Origin of the sequence: Polymorphobacter megasporae, from assembly GCF_018982885.2 — a bacterium.
GTDB classification, from domain to species: Bacteria; Pseudomonadota; Alphaproteobacteria; order Sphingomonadales; family Sphingomonadaceae; genus Polymorphobacter_B; species Polymorphobacter_B megasporae.
Genome location: NZ_CP081850.1, coordinates 20,238 through 35,356, shown reverse-complemented (window position 1 = coordinate 35,356; position 15,119 = coordinate 20,238). Strand labels below are relative to the sequence as shown.

Genomic DNA, 15,119 nt, shown 5'->3' with positions numbered 1-15,119 from the left:
ACGAAACGTTTTCATAATGGTGCGATACCGAGTTCAACCTTGGGAGTGGCAATGATCGGACTTATCGCTGTTGCAGCTACCGCTATGGCATCAGCTTGCCCGGTCGATCTAGCAATCGGTCCGGGACGTGCCGCTGCGGCTGCCCCCGTGTCAGGGCAACTCGATCATGCTGGGCGCGCTACCGTAACACTCATTCGCAGCGACATGCTCGCCGGGCCCTTTACCGGTCGTCTGGACTACTCCGGGCATTGCCTCCGGCTTGCCGGTCCCGACGATCCGACCGGCTTGTTCGACTTCTTCGTCAACGCCACCATGATCGTACCGCTCGGTCACGATGCCGGTGTCGTTATCCTCTATGATCGCATTCATCGTGCTCCCGATGGTGAGCGCTCCGCGGAGGCGCTGGTGTACCGCATCGCCAACGGAGCCGTTGTGCGCGACGAGGCTCTCGAGCATCGGCTCGACGGCGTCCGCACTGCGGCCCGCGCGCGTCATCTGCTCACTGGCCGGCGATGATCGACTATCCTCCGATCCTTGACGCGATCCGTGTGTCGGCCGACGCCATGCTACGGCTATTTTTCCAGCGGCTGACGCTTCCAGAGCTCGTCGAGGCGGGTACCTTCATCGGACCTGTCCGGTTGCAGCGGCTGATTGCCGTGGGAGCCTGCCAGCCACCGATCACCCCGCAGGCGACAAACGACACGCTGACCGGCGAGCCAGAACGCTTCCCGGTTTCCAAGCAACTCGAGGTCGAGGTCGCCATGGCGGCGATCCTCGAAATTGTTTTCCGTGTCCGTGTTGGTGCTCCGGCCTCACCGGCTCTCGCGAAACAAATCAGGCTCGCCCTTGCCGCAGTCGCGGGACGTCGCCGGACAGCACCGCTGCTGACCATGCGCGACGATGTCACCAACACCGTGCCGACGCCTTCATCGGTGCCGCCGCCATTGTCCGACGTCGACTATGCCGCCGCTGCGCTGCGCCACGGGGTCGAAGTCGCCGCCATCAAAGCCGTCGCCATTGTCGAAAGCGGCGGGAAGAGCGGGTTCGATGACCTCGGACGACCGAAAATTCTGTTCGAAGCCCATCATTTTAATGATTTTACCAACGGCCGCTTCGTTGAAAGCCATCCGCACCTCGCCACGGCGACCTGGGCGGCGGCAAAACCATTCTACAGCTGGGATCAGTACGAACGGCTGTACGAGGCGATGATCCTTGATGTCGATGCGGCCTTGAAATCGGCGTCGTGGGGCAAGTTTCAGGTGCTCGGCCAATATCACGACGGTTGGCCCGATGTGCGGAGCTTCGTCGCGGCGATGTACGTGTCCGAGGTCAATCACCTGAAGGCCTTTGAAGCTCACTGCGCCGGGAAGCTGATGGCCGCATTGAAGCGCAAGGACTGGCTTGGCTTTGCCGCGTACAACGGTAGTGACCAGGCACGATATGGACCGCTGATTGGCAATGCCTATCGCTCACTCGGAGGGCGGTAACCGGGAGACGACGTCACCCTGGGATCAGCTGGAGACCCGGACCGACGCTGCTATGCTGATCCGGGCGGCATGGAGGACGATGTGACCGGCAAGATGCTCAATGCGACCGCGAACCTCGAAGCGCAAAACCGGCGTCTCGACGATCAGCTTCGGCGCATAGCAGCCAAGCTCGACAGGTTGCGCTGGCAGCTGGGATTTTTGACTATCCTCATTGCCACCGTCACCGTCTTCAATCTGGCACATGTTTTTGCGCCGATCATAGCCAGACACATGTCCTTATCCTGATGGCCGCACGTTATCTTGCGCAACTGCGGCAGTTAGAAATTAGCTTTCGGATGTTATAATCGTTCGGTATTGAGCCGCCTTCTACGTTTCAGTCGCAGCCTGCTCGGCAGCATCACAAAGCCTGTCATCGCAACAACGGTCGCCAGGGCAGCTAGTCCCCACAGCCACCAAGTGTTGATCCCGCGTGGATCGGCAAAATTCAGGATATGGAACGACCACATAGTGTCGTAAACGCGGAACAGGTCGCCGCGGCTCGCCACTACACGTCCAAGGTTGGCAGCGACGTAGACCTCGGTGTTGCTTTGATCAGCGAATACGACCCGCCAAGCTGGCAACGGGCCTTGGTAGACGCGGGACGGTGCCGAGACCTGCTCTGCTCGAACTGGTAGCCCAGTGTGCGCTCCCATAGTCTCGAGAGCGAGCGCTATCGCCGTGGGGCGATCGATGGGTGAGACCGTGTGTCCAGTTGTCAAATCCACAAGCTGCGGACGACCCTCGACAGGCGTCAGCAGTGCGACAGGGCGACCGAGCATGGAGCGGGCTTCGACCTTGGCGTAGGAGCCAGGCCGAGCAGCAAGCGCTTGGGCGAGCGGTTGAGCGACGGCAGCCGCGTCCACGGGAGCCGGGTCCGGTGGGTGGTGGCCGTGAATTGCGTCCTCGGGAACGAATGCGATGAAGAGACCGGACACAAACCAAGCTAAAATTGGGAGACCGACGACGAGCGCCAGCCACTTGTGGAGCGAAGCCGAGGTACGAACGAAAGACATGAAGCGTCCTAATGTCACACGCCATCGATCGTACCACGAAAAACGCAGCAGCAGCAGCGGCCCAGGCGCAGTATCCCTGCACGAATGTAGCAAAGCGGTCTGGGAAAGATCAAATCACTATTGCGGTTCCTGCGCTGGCGGATCAGCAATGTGCGTCGATCGCATCGATCGTGGTTTACGTCTCACCGAACGTGCGCGTGCCGCCTTAGCCTGTCTCAAGCACTATGAGCGGTGACCGGTGCTTTATTGCGCGTCCAAGTGATCATCATTGCGAGCCGATTGCTCAGGAGCTGAACCCCTCGAGCTGGGCGCGCATGAGCCGCCTACTTGCTTCGAAATCGGCGGACCATCGTGGCGCATCGAGCCACGACAGGACGGTTCGCAGTGTTACCGGGCGTAAACCTGCCCAGACGGCAGTAGATTGGTCTCGCGCTTCGTCACCAACCGTGCACCACTGTTCGGGCGACACGATCGCCCGCAGCGCGCTGATCTGCTGAAGCCCGAACACCCGGCCCAGACGGCGGCGGCGAGCTCCGAGGATGTAGGCTGTCAGCGCCAGCGGCATCGTCGCAGCCAGCAGATCAGCGAGCCCCGGCGGACCACCCTCCCCCACGACGTAGAAACCGGCACCGGCCATGAACAGACACAGCGCCGGGATCCCGACGATCGACAGCAGCGCCTCGAACAACCGCGGCCGACGATGACAGGCGATATCGAACCGGAGCAGTGACCGGGTCAGCAACGATACCAGTCCGCGTCTTGCGCCACCCGAGAGCAAACCGGCCTCGTCCCTGTCAAACACCCCCTGCGGCCTGTCAGAGGGAGGCAGGAAGCTCACCGAGACGTTTTCGGCCCCGATCGTCGCGCTGTCCGACACCGGCGTTTCTGGCGCCCTTGGTGGGCGCCTACCAGCCACGGTTTGGATCATAGCTCGCGATCGGGGGCATGGCGTCGGTGATTCCGATACCGCCGTGCGAAATTCCGCCGGCATGGCCATGATCCCAGTGATGCGGCGGGTTGAGATCGACACCGAAAGGATTGCCCATGACATCGATGCTGCCGACCATAGGCAGCGACGTCGCGGGATTGATCGAGTGGTGGTCGGTCAGACCGCCCTGCCCTGCTTCATGCGAGGCCGACGCGCCCGCTCCGAAAACGCTCTCGAACCAGGTTCCGATACTCATCGCAGTCCTCCATCACCGACATCCTTGACGCGACAAATATATACCGGAATGGGATATCCCACAATAGCATCTAGTCGCGGGGCATGACCCCGGCCAGTTTCGACCACGATGCATTTCAGCGGCAGCTGCTCGAAGCGATGATCGTCGCGCGCAAAGGTGCTGGCGTCCGCCAGATCGACCTCGCGGCACGGCTCGCCAAACCACAGTCGTATGTTTCGAAGGTCGAGGGACGCGAACGCCGGCTTGATGTCGGGGAATACGTGATCTGGATGCGGGCCCTCGGACTCGACCCGGCTGCCGGGTTGGCTGCGGTCCTCACTTGCCCTTCTGGAGTTGCCTCCGATGCGCCAGACCCCTGACCCTGCCATCACCGGCCTCGGCGACGACGACCGCAAACTGCTGATCGCCGGGCTGACCTCATTGCGAGAGGTGCGCGGTCGCCAGTGGCGCGAGACGTGCGATCGCGCGACGAAAACCGGCGCGGCTGAACCCCCGCTGCTGACTTATGGTATCGATGATATCAAGCTGCTGGCACGACGACTGGGCGGCGAGGCCAGACACTGGACGGAATGAGGGCGTGCGATGGATGACCGGCACGAGGTAAACTGGCAGCCGCTGAGCATGGTGCCGACGATAAGCGACATGGTCGCGGACGCACTGGCGGATTCCCGCGAGCATGTCCTCACCCTGATGGCAGCCCTCGATCGGCCGTACTCGCTCGCCGACGAGGATCTTGACCGCAGCCACCGGGTCTACACCGAGCAGCTCGAGTTCGTCGGGATCTACACCGGGCAGATTGCCCGGTGGCGCGCGGTTGAATTGTCGGCCGACCAAAGGCAGGTCATCGACCGTATCGACGCTGACAACGCCGAGCTGTTGCCCCTCACCTGGCAGGTACTGGCGCTTGTCGAGACTCTGCGCGGATCGACGATCGAAGCCATGATGAAAATGACCGACCTCGAACTCGGCATCGACGCGGTGATGCGCGGCACGGCAAAGCCGTGAGGCGCCAGCGCCGTCGTTCCTGATCCGTTCGGCTTCGAGCGATCGAAATTACAACCGTTCCGATAATCTCGACCAAGCCGGAGGAACGCCCTGTGAAGGGTCACGTTTCGTTTGGCTGGAAAGCTCATACCGTAACCAAAAACCTCGTCAGCGACCGCCCTGGCTGCCCTGCGAGGGTATTTACCGCCGTTCGGACCAACCTCTACCTCGCCAAGCTTCTTAGCGGCCTTCTATGGGCCGTCGCCTCAACAAAAACGTAGGCACCATCAGCGCGTTCATTATCGAATGCACATACTACTTTGGCGGGCTGGCTGCTGGCGGTTAAGCGATTCTATTAATTATAACTGTTAAGAAAGTTAGGGTCAGAATAGACGCCGAAAAGCCCAATTAATCCGTGGCCTTATCTGACCTGCTGGTGGGTGAAACCCCGTGATTCGGTGTGTGAAACCCCGATAGCTTGGTGTGTGAAACCCCGACGTCTCGGTGTGTGAAACCCCGGGTCAACTAAAGCGAAAAGCGGCAAAATGGCGTCACTTACCCACAGGCTAACCGTGGCCTCGTATAATTCTCGGTTCAACCATGGTGCTCGGATCGATCGCGGGGGTGTGTGAAACCCCGACAATACAAATCACGGTGTGTGAAACCCCGATAGCTAACGTCGCCCCGCTAGCTGGTCCATGCGGGCGTCGACCTCTTCGGTGCGCCGCCGATCGGCCATGAAGCGTGCGCGATGCTCTTCCTCGGCTCGCATCCGGGCCTCGAACTCCAGCGCATCGGCTTCGCCGCGCACCCGAAACAGAACGGCCGGGCTTTTATCGACGGTTTCTGTCAACTTCATGCTATATTCGGGAAGCTGGTCGGCCTCGATCGCGCGCCTCAGCATCCGGTTGAACTCCTTGGGTTTGGCGTCACTGCCGGTTTTGTCGCGAAGTACCTCTACCCGGCACGTAAATCCGCCGCGCTGGGTGCCGGCGTGCTTTCGCGCGATGCGATACAGCGCGCGCTCAAGCCCGCCCGACAGCAAGAAATAATCGGGATGCATGGTGAGAAGCGATTTCTCATTGACGATCCCCTCGTAAACCCAGTCCGACAAGGTCAACGTCATGCCACGCGGCTGCTCGGTGTCGGCATCGGTGTCGAAGGTCCAGCTATCGAGCCAGTTGAAGCCGGCTTTCTGCCGGCGCTTCGTCGCGCGGATCGAGGTCGTGATCGATGTCGTCTGAAGCCTTAGCAGGGCCGCCTGCAGTTCTTGGTAGTCACGGCCGCCGGTGCTGCGCTTAATCGCCCGTAGCAGATCATATGGAGTGGTAGTCAGCGTCCGGGGTAGATCGTTCGCACCCTGCTGCTTCATGCGATTCAGCGTCGAGGCGGCCCAGATCAGGATGTCGGCATCCCAAATCGTCGCCATGCCGTAGTCGGGTATCGCTTGAACACGCACCCATGCCTCGCCATCCGGACTTCGATACTCAATCGGCTTTAAACGTTTGCGCTTTTGTAGCGAAAAAAATGGCCGCTCCATGACCTCCCGCTGGTCCTTGAGCGGAAGGTCACCTAGCCCCGGTATGAACAGGTCAAATTCCGGGCTTGGATCGCGGCGCTTGCTCACGGGGCGAACCTGGCATGGCCTCGTTCAACGAGATACTGCCGCAACAAGCGCTCGGTTACGACAGTCAGTGGTTCGCCGCCCTCTTCCACACTGAGCTGCCGGAGCGTGCGGTGCATATCTTCGGGAATATGGATCAGGACCGGCTTCTTTCCGGGATGGCTGCTGCGGCGGGAAAGCGCGGGTGTATCAATAGAATTGCCTAATCGAGAACCTGATTCTGGTCGTGCCTGGATTGGTGCCTGAAGGGCAGCGGCCTGCGATGAGGGCGCTTCGGGCTCGTCATCAAAAACACCTGCCAGTGCCGATGATTTTTTAGCCATCACACGAACTCGCTTATTTGCTTAGTCGCATATCCGCTTAGTAGCTTAGCCTCGTTAAAGGCTGCGCGCAACTCTGCGGCGGCTTTCCCACTCGGCTCGAGCTCCGCGGCGGTCCGGCCGATTGGCGTAGCCCGATAAAAGTCCTTCCGGAAATGAAGGCGGCTTTCGAACAGCGCGATGCCCTTGGCGGCAAAGCCCGCACGGGCCTCCTCCCCCTCCCCTCCTTGATGTGGAACTTGGGTTAAGATGACCGCGAACGGCGTGCCGGCCTGTTGCACTTGCTTCACTGTCTGAAGGACCGAATGGACGTCCAGTCCACGCGGTGCGACTGGGATAATGACGAAGTCGGCCTGCTCGGCTGCGAGCATGGCGATGTCTTTTGAATTCGCCGGGGTGTCAATGATGATGAGGTCGATTTTGCCACTGGCGCGGCCTCGGGTGACGTGGAGCGGTAGACCGGCAACGCTGCTGTCTTTCACCATCACGTCTTCAACAGCGCGGCGTTCGGACCAGTAGAGCGCCGATCCTTGCCGGTCGTCGGCATCGAGGATGACCACCGCTGCGCCTTCCCGCGCCGCTTCGACCGCAAAGCCGGTCGCCAGTGTTGTTTTGGATTGTCCACCCTTCTGCGCGATGACGGCCCATGTCTGCACAGTCAGCTCCCCTAAGCGAATAAGCGACTTATAGGGCATATTCGCTTAGTCGTATAGCCGCTTAGTAGCTTAGTACTTATCGCACCGCTACGTTAGCTCCACGTCCGCGTCAAGACAGCCCGCACCTGGACGGCCTGCCACACTCCGCCGCGTGCTGTCGGCACGCCGCGACGGTCCAACTTGCGGGCAATGGCGCGAAGGCTCATGCCTTGGCCCGCCATGCTACCGATCGTGTCGCGCACCGTGGCCGCGAACCGGTCTGCACGGCCCCGGTGGGTCGCTGCGGCGCGTTCGCGAGCATAGGCAGGGCGGGGGTTGCCGAGCCTGACGCCGCGCGCCCTGGCGATGGCTAGCGCCGCCTTGGTCCGCGCTGAAATCATCTCGCGCTCGTGCTCGGCGACGGCGGCAACGATATGGAGAGTCAGCCGGGTCGCATGGGGATTGTCGCAAGCGATGAAGTCGACGCGGGCGTCCATGAGGTTGGCGATAAAGGGGTCACCTCACGATATGTGCACAGGCGTACGCTAAGGCAGAACGAGAGGCTGGAATGACTGTTTTGGGGTGGATTTCAGCCGGTCCGCTTGCGGAAGGAATATGGCCGAAGCTGCCGGTCGGCTTTTCGGCAATAGCCGTGGACAACCATCGTTAGCTTATCGCTCCGAAATCACGATCCGGTAACCCGCGTCGTATTCGTTAAGTGTTACCAGCTCAGCATAACGCCGCGCCCACTCACCAGTAGCGAGGTCGTGCCTTAGCTTCTGCAAGCCCGGCTCGACGTCTCCGATTGCCCAGAACGACGAGCTGCCGGTTCGGATACGCGGGTCTAGATAGGCGTCAGGCCGACGCCAATAGGCATATAGGAATCCATCGGTGCAATCATGGGGTATCGGCACTGGAACGACGTGAACAGGACCAAGCCATCGCTCATAGTCCGACATCGCCGGAATGCGAACGTCATCCAGAGCTGCAAGTTCGGGCAGGTAGTCGGTCAGCCAAGGCCGGAAGGACGGATCATACGTGAGTAGGACGATAGGGCCGCGGGTCACGCGCCTAACCTCACGCAGTCCCACCCCGATGTCGGGCCAATGATGGACGGTTAGGATCGCCATTGCGGCATCGAAGCTGTTGTTAGCGAATGGAAGATCGTCGGCTGACGCTTGGATTACCTTCGCAGCTAGCGGGCTACGCTTTCGGATCATCTCGATCGATGGTTCCACAGCTGTGACTTGTCGATCAGGCGGCTCATAAGATCCGGTACCAGCGCCAACATTCAGCACAGTCTGCGTCTTCCCAAGTGCCGTCTCTATTGCTGCACCGATTCGGGGGTCCGGTCTGCGCAGTTCGGCATAGTTCAGGCCGATAACATCGTATTGTGCAATCATAACCACTAGTGTGGACCTTCGCTCGGCTTTCGCAAAGAGGTCCGTCGCTGCTCTAGGTTGCGACAAGACATCAGTGATGGTCGCATACGAAATCGCTTTGTCGGGCAACTGAGGCGGGGGCAGCTTTCGGCAAGCCGATGCCTTAATCAGGCGGCAGAAATGGGGTCGTAAGCAGCCATCTCTAATTCGTTCGTGCCCGGCTTTGCGTACCCGCGCCGGTGGTCACGTAAAGCGCCTTTCCAGGCTCCGAAACGTCTGCCGTATGCCATACTCCGCGAGGCATCACCGTCGCTTTGCCGACCTCCAGTTCAACACGGTCGAGGGAGCCCGACCCCTTGTCGAGCACCAGCGTCATCCGTCCCGATAGCAGGTAGATTAACTCTTCGCCCTCGGGATGCATCTCCCAATTCGGCCAGTCTCCGGGGCTTTCGATAATGCTGACCATGCGGCCCTGCTCGAAACGCAGGTCCATGTTTTCCCAGAAGCTCGCATCGATGGGGACGGCGGTCGCAACACCTTCCTCGGCAAGGTGAACGAAGACCGACGAGAGGTCGAACACAGTCGGCTTACCGGCGGAAAGATTGTCGGGGTCGGCCATAGCGTTATCTCCTATCGCGCATAGATTTACGGTCGCGCCAACACGGCTCGCACCTGCACTGCCTGCCATGCTCCGCCGCGTGCTGTCGGCACGCCGCGCCGGTCCAGTTCGCGGGCGATGGCGCGAAGGCTCATGCCCTGGCCGGCCATGCCGCCGATCGTGTCGCGCACCGTCGCCACAAACTGGTCTGCATGGCCCCTGTGGGTCGCTGCGGCGCGCTAGCGGGCATAGGCGGGGCGGGGGTTGCCGAGCCTGACACCGCGCGCCCTGGCGATGGCCAGCGCCGCCTTGGTCCGCGCCGAAATCATCTCGCGCTCGTGCTCGGCGACGGCGGCAAGGATATGGAAGGTCAGCCGGGTCGCATGGGGATTGTCGCAAGCGATGAAGTCGACGCGGGCGTCCATGAGATTGGCAATAAACGCCATGTTGCGGCTGAGCCGGTCGAGGCGGGCGATGATCAGTGTCGCTCGGTGATGCTTCGCCTCGGCCAGCGCCGCGCGCAGCTCGGGCCGATCGGCGCGCTTGCCGCTCTCGATCTCGGTGAAGTCAGCGACGATCGTGCCGCCGGCGCGCTGCACCTGGTCCGCGACCGCCTCGCGCTGCGCATCGAGGCCAAGACCGGACCGGCCCTGACGGTCGGTGCTGACGCGGTAATAGGCGACGAAACGGGGCAGGGGGGTCACAGGCTCCCCGCGTCCTTCAACCCGTGCAGCTGCCGGTCCGCCGCCCGCTGGTCACGATCGTCATGGCGGTGCCGGGCTGACTGTCACCCTTCTTGCTGCCGGTCGCGGTGAAGCTCGTCGGTGTGTAGTTACCGACGACATCGGTGATCGTGTGTTCGCCGTTCGCGCCGTTGCACTCGGTCTGGAGCGCCATATGGCCGTCTGCAAAGCTCGACTTGCGGTAGTGACAAATGCCGCCGCTGATCGCCAGCACTGATCCCGGTGATACGGCAAGGTCGGCGGCGGTGACACAGTGATGGCGCACCTGTGGCGCGGCAGTCTGCGCCGCGAGCATCCGCGCGACCATCGGCGGCGTCCCTGGCGCAAAGTCGAAGTGAGCCTTGGTGGTGGTTTCCCAATCGCCCGGCTCGAACGGTGCCAGCGTCGCGGCGGCGGCGGCAGAGGCGAGCACGAGGGCGGCTACAAACGCGATACGAACTGGTGTCATGGGGCCTCCTGTCTCGTGATGCACCCTCATAACGGACGCCCGTTAACACTCCAAACCGAGCTTAGAGCACGCCCGGCGTGCGGGGTTCCAAGAAATTCGGCGATATGGCATCGCCGCTCCGACCGATCGACAGCAAGGAGGATGACCGTGAAGCAATTCGTTGTACCGATGATTGTGTCGGCAGGACTGGCCCTGTCCGCTTGTCACAAGAAACCTGCCCCAGAAGCGACGACGACGACGACAGAGAGCACGGTCGTAGCATCGGCCCCGTCGACCAGCACGACCGCACCTGTGGCACCCGCGGTGCCAACGCCTGCACCTACGCCTGCGGCGGCATCGGCCGCGGCACCGGTGGGCAGCTTCAATACGTCGAAGGAACCTGTGTCGACGGTCAAGCTCGGTGCCTTCCCTTATCTCTCACTTCCCGCTGGCTATATCGCGGCAAATCCCCAGACGCTCGATCTCGCCCGTTTCCCGTTCTGGGTCGGCGACCATTTCGTCTGGGTCGAGGGCAAGGTCTATCAGTCGAAGATCGATCCCGGGGAGGGCAAGGCGTTCTCGAAATACGAGCTGCAAAAGAACATCGAAAGCCTCGTCGTCCAGGCTGGCGGGCGAAAGGTCGCGGAAGCGCAGCTGCCGAGCGAGATGCGCGGCAAGCTCGATCCCGATGCGCAGCAGGTCGATGCCGGACTGGGCGACATCATCAGCAACCCTGCCGTGACGTTCCTGATCCACCGGGCCGACAAGGATATCTGGGTCCACTTCAACGCCAGCACATCGAGCGGCAGCTGGGCCGTCGCTGAAACCAAAGCCTTCGTGCCGACCGCCAAGCTGTTGCCCGCAAGCGCGCTCAAGGACGCGATCGACAAAGTCGGTGAAGCGACCATCGCGGTCAATTTTGCGGTCGATAAGGCGACGATCCTGCCGACCTCGCAGCCTCAGATTGGTGAGGTTGTGAAACTGCTCGCCGACCCGGCATTGAAACTGTCGGTCGAGGGACACACCGATAACAGCGGATCACCGATGCATAATCTCGCGCTGTCACAGGCGCGGGCGAAGTCGGTGGTGGCGGCGCTGGTCAGCGCCGGCGTCGAGCGCACCCGGCTGACTGCACAGGGGTTCGGGGCTAGTCGACCAATTGCCGGCAACACCACCGAAGAGGGCAGGGCGGCGAACCGGCGTGTCGAGCTGGTGCGAGCCTAAGCCGTTAACGCTCCAAACCAACGTTTAGCTTTGCCGTTTGCCATGAATGGGCTGGGGGACAAGCCGGCCTGCCCCCACGGCAGCAATCAACTGGCGTGAGAAGCGGGCGTTAGAAAAAACGCATTGCTGTTGTCGACGGCCGTAAGATCAGCGCTCGACAAACCTCGGACGGTGCAACTTTTCCTTTGCGCGAAGGGTTGCGGACCGTGAGGGACAGTTCGGTTATGGATCCAGCAACGGACGTGGGCCGGAGCCTGCTGTGGACCCACTCTCGGCTGCTGATGCTCACGGCCAAATTTGATGGTACGATCATCGCCGCCAATCCGGCCTGGACGCAGATGCTTGGGTGGTCGGTCGATGAAATTGTCGGAACCAGTTTCTTCGACCTGCTTCATCCAGACGATCTCGATCGGACGGTCGCGGAAGCGACGGCAATGATGGACGAGCGCCACCAGGTTCCGAAATTCGAAAATCGCTATCGAACCAAAAGCGGCCAGTATCGAGACATCGACTGGACGGCTGTATCCGATGGGCGATGCATCATTGCCATCGGTCGCGACGACACCGAGGGAAAGCGCCATACTCTTGCCCTTGCCGAAGCCGAAGAGGCGATGCGCCAAGGCCAGAAGATGGAAGCAATCGGTCAGTTTACCGGCGGTGTCGCCCATGATTTCAACAATCTCCTGACGGTGATCACCGGTGCGGTCGACTTGCTCAAACGACCCGATCTGTCGGATGAGCGTCGAGCCAAGTTCCTTAATGCCATCGGCGACACCGCCGAGCGGGCAACGAAGCTGACGCGGCAACTATTGGCGTTCGCCCGCCGTCAGGTGCTCAAGCCCGAGCTGTTCGATGTCGGCGCCAGCGTCGTCGAAGTTGCCGACGTGGTGCGAACGCTGACCGGTCCTCGGGTCGAGGTCGACTTGAATTTGCCAGGAGGGCACCTGTTCACCTGCGCCGATCGCAGCCAGTTCGACACCGCCGTGATCAATCTGGCGATCAATGCCCGTGATGCGATGGATGGCGAGGGGCGACTGACAATTGCGACGGGGGCGGTATCGAGCATTCCCAGGCTAAGCCTGAACAAAGCGGTCGAGGGCGATTTTGTCGCCGTCACCATCACCGATACCGGCTCCGGGATCGGCGATGATGATCTCAGGAAGATTTTCGAGCCGTTTTTCACCACAAAGGAAGTGGGACACGGGACCGGCTTGGGGCTGAGTCAGGTCTTTGGCTTTGCCAAGCAATCTGGTGGTGACATTCATGTCAGCAGCGAATTGGGCCGCGGTTCTACTTTTACCCTCTACTTGCCCCGAGCAAACAGCAAAAATGTAGCTGGGAGCGATAAATTGGCATCTGTCGTTGCCGCTGGGACCGGCGTTCGCGTTCTTGTGGTGGAGGACAACGTTAGTGTCGGCGAATTTACTAGCAGCGCTTTGCTAGAACTAGGCTACCAATGTATTTTATCGAACTCGGCACAGGACGCACTTGCCGAATTATTGAAGAACGCTGCCCGGTTTGACGTCGTTTTTTCAGATGTGAATATGCCGGGAATGACTGGAATAGAGTTGGGCGAAGAAGTCTGGCGGCTCTACCCCGGCCTGCCTGTGGTGCTGACCAGCGGCTACAGCCACGATCTGGCGAAAAATGGCTTGCAAGGCTTCGAGCTTCTGCAAAAGCCTTATTCGATGGAGCAGCTGTCGGGCGTGTTGCGTAAAGCCGTAGACCGGAAAACCGCTAGTCGGTAAATCCGCTGGGAAGGACGGTTTGGGGTCGGTTTCTGCTTAACCGCTTCACCGCCTTGTGACGCTCATTGTCGTAAATTCGTGGCCGGATAGTACACCATGACCTGTCGGCTTATCTATGTATGATAATGTCCTTTATCAGTTGTAAGAAAGTAGAATGAATTGGGTCAAATATTTTGAGAAGATCGATTTTACTAAAGTGAGTGCGAACGAATTTGCCCAGGTATCTCTCTGCAGCTTAATCGGTAAGGTTAGCAGGAACATCGACGATCCCCCTGACTGGTTGGAAATTACATGCAGCAACAAACCTTGCTTGTGTGCTGAGGCGCTTGCGCGGTGGCGAGATGTTGGGATGCCGAAATGGCGTTAATTCCAGTTTTGCACAAACTAGTCCCAATGTCCTCTACGGAGCTTGCCCTGCCGGCGATTGTCGCCGCTGACAATGAGCGTGTTCGGATTCGCTTTCTCGAATTTTTCGCCGTCACCATCCGCAACCCGAACACGCGCCGTGCCTACGTCCGGGCGACGAGTGAGTTTTTGGGCTGGTGTGAGGGCAGGGGGATCGCGTCACTCGCCGCGGTACAGCCGCTGCACGTTGCCGGCTATGTCGAGGAGCTGGGCCGGGTGCGCAGCGCGCCGACGGTCAAGCTGCGCTTGGCAGCCGTCCGCCATCTGTTCGACTGGCTAGTCGTCGGCCAGGTCGTGCCGTTTAACCCCGCTGCTTCGGTGCGCGGGCCGAGCCACAACGTCCGGCGCGGTAAGACGCCCGTGCTGGCACCGGCCGAAGCCAGGCAGCTGCTCGACGCAATCGATGTGACAACGCCGGCAGGCCTGCGCGACCGGGCGCTGATTGGGCTCATGGTCTACAGCTTCGCGCGGATCGGCGCGGCACTGTCGATGCGGGTTGAAGACGTCTACGTCCAGAATCGCCGGTTTTGGGTCCGGCTGCATGAGAAGGGCGGCAAACGGCACGACATGCCGTGCCACCACAATCTTGAGGAATATCTGACCGCATATCTCGACGGGTGCGATCTACACGAGGATCGTAAGGGGCCGCTGTTTCGGACGCTGGCACGTGGGACAAAGCACCTGAGCGGAACACCGCTACCGCAGGCCAACGCATTTGCCATGGTCCGACGGCGGGCGGCGGCGGCGGGCATCGCCACCGCGATTGGCAACCACTCGTTCCGGGCGACGGGGATCACCGCCTACCTGAAAAATGGCGGCACGCTGGAAAAGGCGGCGGCGATGGCAAACCATGCATCGACGCGGACAACTCAGCTCTATGATCGGCGGACCGACGAACTGAGCCTCGATGAGGTCGAGCGGGTGTTAATCTGACGCTGGGCGCGGAAACCAATGTTTAAAACATTAATGGGCAACTGTTTAAGGTGGAACCAGGGCCACCCGGCCTTGGCCCCTAATTAACGGCGGCGTAAACCAGCCCGACACAGGGACATACTCCTATATATATATAAAAGGGAGCGGAGCGGTTTCAGATGAGCTCTCTTCAACGCAACGGCGGCTTGAACGGGAAGCTGTCGCACGCACGCGGATACAAAATATTCTGCAGAAGCAGGCGGTCGCCAACCTACGCACCCTCGAACACAAGATTGGCGACGCCGGGCCCTATAACCAGCGAATTCAACCACACATCCTAACGGCGGTGAAACAGGGGATGCTGAAGGAAGGCAGCCTCGCAATCTCCGAGTAC

21 protein-coding genes are annotated in these 15,119 nt (G+C 60.7%); 9 read left to right on the top strand and 12 right to left on the bottom strand.

From position 1 onward, the window contains the following. Positions 1-204 precede the first annotated feature (204 nt). From KTC28_RS22590 to KTC28_RS22580, 3 genes are all read left to right on the top strand, one after another. Positions 205-516, top strand: a complete 312-nt coding sequence (locus tag KTC28_RS22590) for a hypothetical protein (protein ID WP_216711372.1) — start codon at positions 205-207, stop codon at positions 514-516. A gap of 245 nt (positions 517-761) precedes the next feature. Further along, entirely contained in the window at positions 762-1,487 is a 726-nt protein-coding gene (locus KTC28_RS22585; protein WP_223132386.1) for an N-acetylmuramidase domain-containing protein, read from the top strand. Between the two features lie 81 nt (positions 1,488-1,568). After that, the gene (locus tag KTC28_RS22580) at positions 1,569-1,772 is read left to right on the top strand and encodes a hypothetical protein (RefSeq protein WP_216711374.1); all 204 of its coding nucleotides are present in this window, start codon (positions 1,569-1,571) and stop codon (positions 1,770-1,772) included. Between the two features lie 53 nt (positions 1,773-1,825). Here the strand turns inward: KTC28_RS22580 and KTC28_RS22575 are convergent, their stop codons facing one another. The 3 genes from KTC28_RS22575 to KTC28_RS22565 all read right to left on the bottom strand — a co-directional run bounded on the left by KTC28_RS22575 (position 1,826) and on the right by KTC28_RS22565 (position 3,723). Beyond that, positions 1,826-2,539: a PepSY domain-containing protein gene (locus tag KTC28_RS22575; RefSeq protein WP_216711375.1), complete on the bottom strand. Its 714-nt coding sequence runs from the start codon at positions 2,537-2,539 to the stop codon at positions 1,826-1,828. Between the two features lie 283 nt (positions 2,540-2,822). Continuing rightward, positions 2,823-3,416, bottom strand: a complete 594-nt coding sequence (locus KTC28_RS22570; protein ID WP_216711376.1) for a hypothetical protein — start codon at positions 3,414-3,416, stop codon at positions 2,823-2,825. A gap of 28 nt (positions 3,417-3,444) precedes the next feature. Next, a complete protein-coding gene (locus KTC28_RS22565; protein WP_216711377.1) occupies positions 3,445-3,723 on the bottom strand; it encodes a hypothetical protein in 279 nt (92 codons plus the stop codon). Positions 3,724-3,806: 83 nt separating this feature from the next. Here KTC28_RS22565 and KTC28_RS22560 point away from each other — a divergent pair, with 83 nt between their 5' ends. From KTC28_RS22560 to KTC28_RS22550, 3 genes are read left to right on the top strand one after another with little or no spacing between them, the layout of a single operon-like run. After that, positions 3,807-4,082 carry a helix-turn-helix domain-containing protein gene (locus KTC28_RS22560; RefSeq protein WP_216711378.1) on the top strand — a complete coding sequence of 92 codons (276 nt, stop codon included), beginning with the start codon at positions 3,807-3,809 and terminating at the stop codon, positions 4,080-4,082. After that, positions 4,066-4,296: a hypothetical protein gene (locus KTC28_RS22555; RefSeq protein WP_216711379.1), complete on the top strand. Its 231-nt coding sequence runs from the start codon at positions 4,066-4,068 to the stop codon at positions 4,294-4,296. Before KTC28_RS22560 ends, KTC28_RS22555 begins: the two co-directional genes overlap by 17 nt. 9 nt (positions 4,297-4,305) lie before the next feature. Continuing rightward, complete coding sequence (locus tag KTC28_RS22550; RefSeq protein ID WP_216711380.1) at positions 4,306-4,728, top strand: hypothetical protein; 423 nt, start codon at positions 4,306-4,308, stop codon at positions 4,726-4,728. Between the two features lie 652 nt (positions 4,729-5,380). Here KTC28_RS22550 and KTC28_RS22545 read toward each other — a convergent pair. The 9 genes from KTC28_RS22545 to KTC28_RS22510 form a co-directional block, all read right to left on the bottom strand. Next, entirely contained in the window at positions 5,381-6,334 is a 954-nt protein-coding gene (locus tag KTC28_RS22545; RefSeq protein WP_216711381.1) for a replication initiator protein A, read from the bottom strand. After that, the gene (locus KTC28_RS22540) at positions 6,331-6,654 is read right to left on the bottom strand and encodes a hypothetical protein (protein WP_216711393.1); all 324 of its coding nucleotides are present in this window, start codon (positions 6,652-6,654) and stop codon (positions 6,331-6,333) included. The genes KTC28_RS22545 and KTC28_RS22540 overlap by 4 nt, the downstream gene beginning before the upstream one ends. Beyond that, positions 6,654-7,307, bottom strand: a complete 654-nt coding sequence (locus KTC28_RS22535; protein WP_216711382.1) for a nucleotide-binding protein — start codon at positions 7,305-7,307, stop codon at positions 6,654-6,656. Before KTC28_RS22535 ends, KTC28_RS22540 begins: the two co-directional genes overlap by 1 nt. 92 nt (positions 7,308-7,399) lie before the next feature. Next, positions 7,400-7,783 carry a recombinase family protein gene (locus KTC28_RS22530; protein WP_216711383.1) on the bottom strand — a complete coding sequence of 128 codons (384 nt, stop codon included), beginning with the start codon at positions 7,781-7,783 and terminating at the stop codon, positions 7,400-7,402. A gap of 174 nt (positions 7,784-7,957) precedes the next feature. After that, the gene (locus KTC28_RS22525; RefSeq protein WP_216711394.1) at positions 7,958-8,689 is read right to left on the bottom strand and encodes a class I SAM-dependent methyltransferase; all 732 of its coding nucleotides are present in this window, start codon (positions 8,687-8,689) and stop codon (positions 7,958-7,960) included. 181 nt (positions 8,690-8,870) lie between these two features. Continuing rightward, complete coding sequence (locus KTC28_RS22520) at positions 8,871-9,287, bottom strand: cupin domain-containing protein (protein ID WP_216711384.1); 417 nt, start codon at positions 9,285-9,287, stop codon at positions 8,871-8,873. Between the two features lie 26 nt (positions 9,288-9,313). After that, on the bottom strand, positions 9,314-9,466 hold the full coding sequence (locus KTC28_RS23420; RefSeq protein WP_369426604.1) for a recombinase family protein: 153 nt from the start codon (positions 9,464-9,466) through the stop codon (positions 9,314-9,316). Between the two features lie 39 nt (positions 9,467-9,505). Then, positions 9,506-9,970 (bottom strand): recombinase family protein, encoded by a 465-nt coding sequence (locus KTC28_RS22515; protein ID WP_369426603.1) that lies wholly within the window; start codon positions 9,968-9,970, stop codon positions 9,506-9,508. Between the two features lie 16 nt (positions 9,971-9,986). After that, positions 9,987-10,457, bottom strand: a complete 471-nt coding sequence (locus tag KTC28_RS22510; RefSeq protein WP_216711385.1) for a DUF3617 domain-containing protein — start codon at positions 10,455-10,457, stop codon at positions 9,987-9,989. Between the two features lie 147 nt (positions 10,458-10,604). On the opposite strand from KTC28_RS22510, the gene KTC28_RS22505 reads away from it, so the two are divergent. The 3 genes from KTC28_RS22505 (at position 10,605) to KTC28_RS22495 (ending at position 14,746) form a co-directional block, all read left to right on the top strand. After that, positions 10,605-11,660, top strand: coding sequence for an OmpA family protein (locus KTC28_RS22505; protein ID WP_216711386.1), 1,056 nt, complete (start codon positions 10,605-10,607; stop codon positions 11,658-11,660). Between the two features lie 224 nt (positions 11,661-11,884). Further along, a complete protein-coding gene (locus KTC28_RS22500) occupies positions 11,885-13,408 on the top strand; it encodes an ATP-binding protein (RefSeq protein WP_223132385.1) in 1,524 nt (507 codons plus the stop codon). A gap of 393 nt (positions 13,409-13,801) precedes the next feature. After that, the gene (locus tag KTC28_RS22495) at positions 13,802-14,746 is read left to right on the top strand and encodes a tyrosine-type recombinase/integrase (protein WP_439650135.1); all 945 of its coding nucleotides are present in this window, start codon (positions 13,802-13,804) and stop codon (positions 14,744-14,746) included. Positions 14,747-15,119: the final 373 nt, after the last annotated feature.

Bases quoted from the DNA above. Each gene is read 5' to 3' on its own strand.
- KTC28_RS22500 (WP_223132385.1), top strand. From the start codon at position 11,885: ATGGATCCAGCAACGGACGTGGGCCGGAGCCTGCTGTGGACCCACTCT.
- KTC28_RS22510 (WP_216711385.1), bottom strand. From the start codon at position 10,457: ATGACACCAGTTCGTATCGCGTTTGTAGCCGCCCTCGTGCTCGCCTCT.
- KTC28_RS22555 (WP_216711379.1), top strand. From the start codon at position 4,066: ATGCGCCAGACCCCTGACCCTGCCATCACCGGCCTCGGCGACGACGAC.
- KTC28_RS22520 (WP_216711384.1), bottom strand. From the start codon at position 9,287: ATGGCCGACCCCGACAATCTTTCCGCCGGTAAGCCGACTGTGTTCGAC.
- KTC28_RS22585 (WP_223132386.1), top strand. From the start codon at position 762: ATGGCGGCGATCCTCGAAATTGTTTTCCGTGTCCGTGTTGGTGCTCCG.
- KTC28_RS22565 (WP_216711377.1), bottom strand. From the start codon at position 3,723: ATGAGTATCGGAACCTGGTTCGAGAGCGTTTTCGGAGCGGGCGCGTCG.
- KTC28_RS22575 (WP_216711375.1), bottom strand. From the start codon at position 2,539: ATGTCTTTCGTTCGTACCTCGGCTTCGCTCCACAAGTGGCTGGCGCTC.
- KTC28_RS22530 (WP_216711383.1), bottom strand. From the start codon at position 7,783: ATGGACGCCCGCGTCGACTTCATCGCTTGCGACAATCCCCATGCGACC.
- KTC28_RS22495 (WP_439650135.1), top strand. From the start codon at position 13,802: ATGTCCTCTACGGAGCTTGCCCTGCCGGCGATTGTCGCCGCTGACAAT.
- KTC28_RS22550 (WP_216711380.1), top strand. From the start codon at position 4,306: ATGGATGACCGGCACGAGGTAAACTGGCAGCCGCTGAGCATGGTGCCG.
- KTC28_RS22560 (WP_216711378.1), top strand. From the start codon at position 3,807: ATGACCCCGGCCAGTTTCGACCACGATGCATTTCAGCGGCAGCTGCTC.
- KTC28_RS22540 (WP_216711393.1), bottom strand. From the start codon at position 6,654: ATGGCTAAAAAATCATCGGCACTGGCAGGTGTTTTTGATGACGAGCCC.
- KTC28_RS22525 (WP_216711394.1), bottom strand. From the start codon at position 8,689: ATGATTGCACAATACGATGTTATCGGCCTGAACTATGCCGAACTGCGC.
- KTC28_RS22590 (WP_216711372.1), top strand. From the start codon at position 205: ATGCTCGCCGGGCCCTTTACCGGTCGTCTGGACTACTCCGGGCATTGC.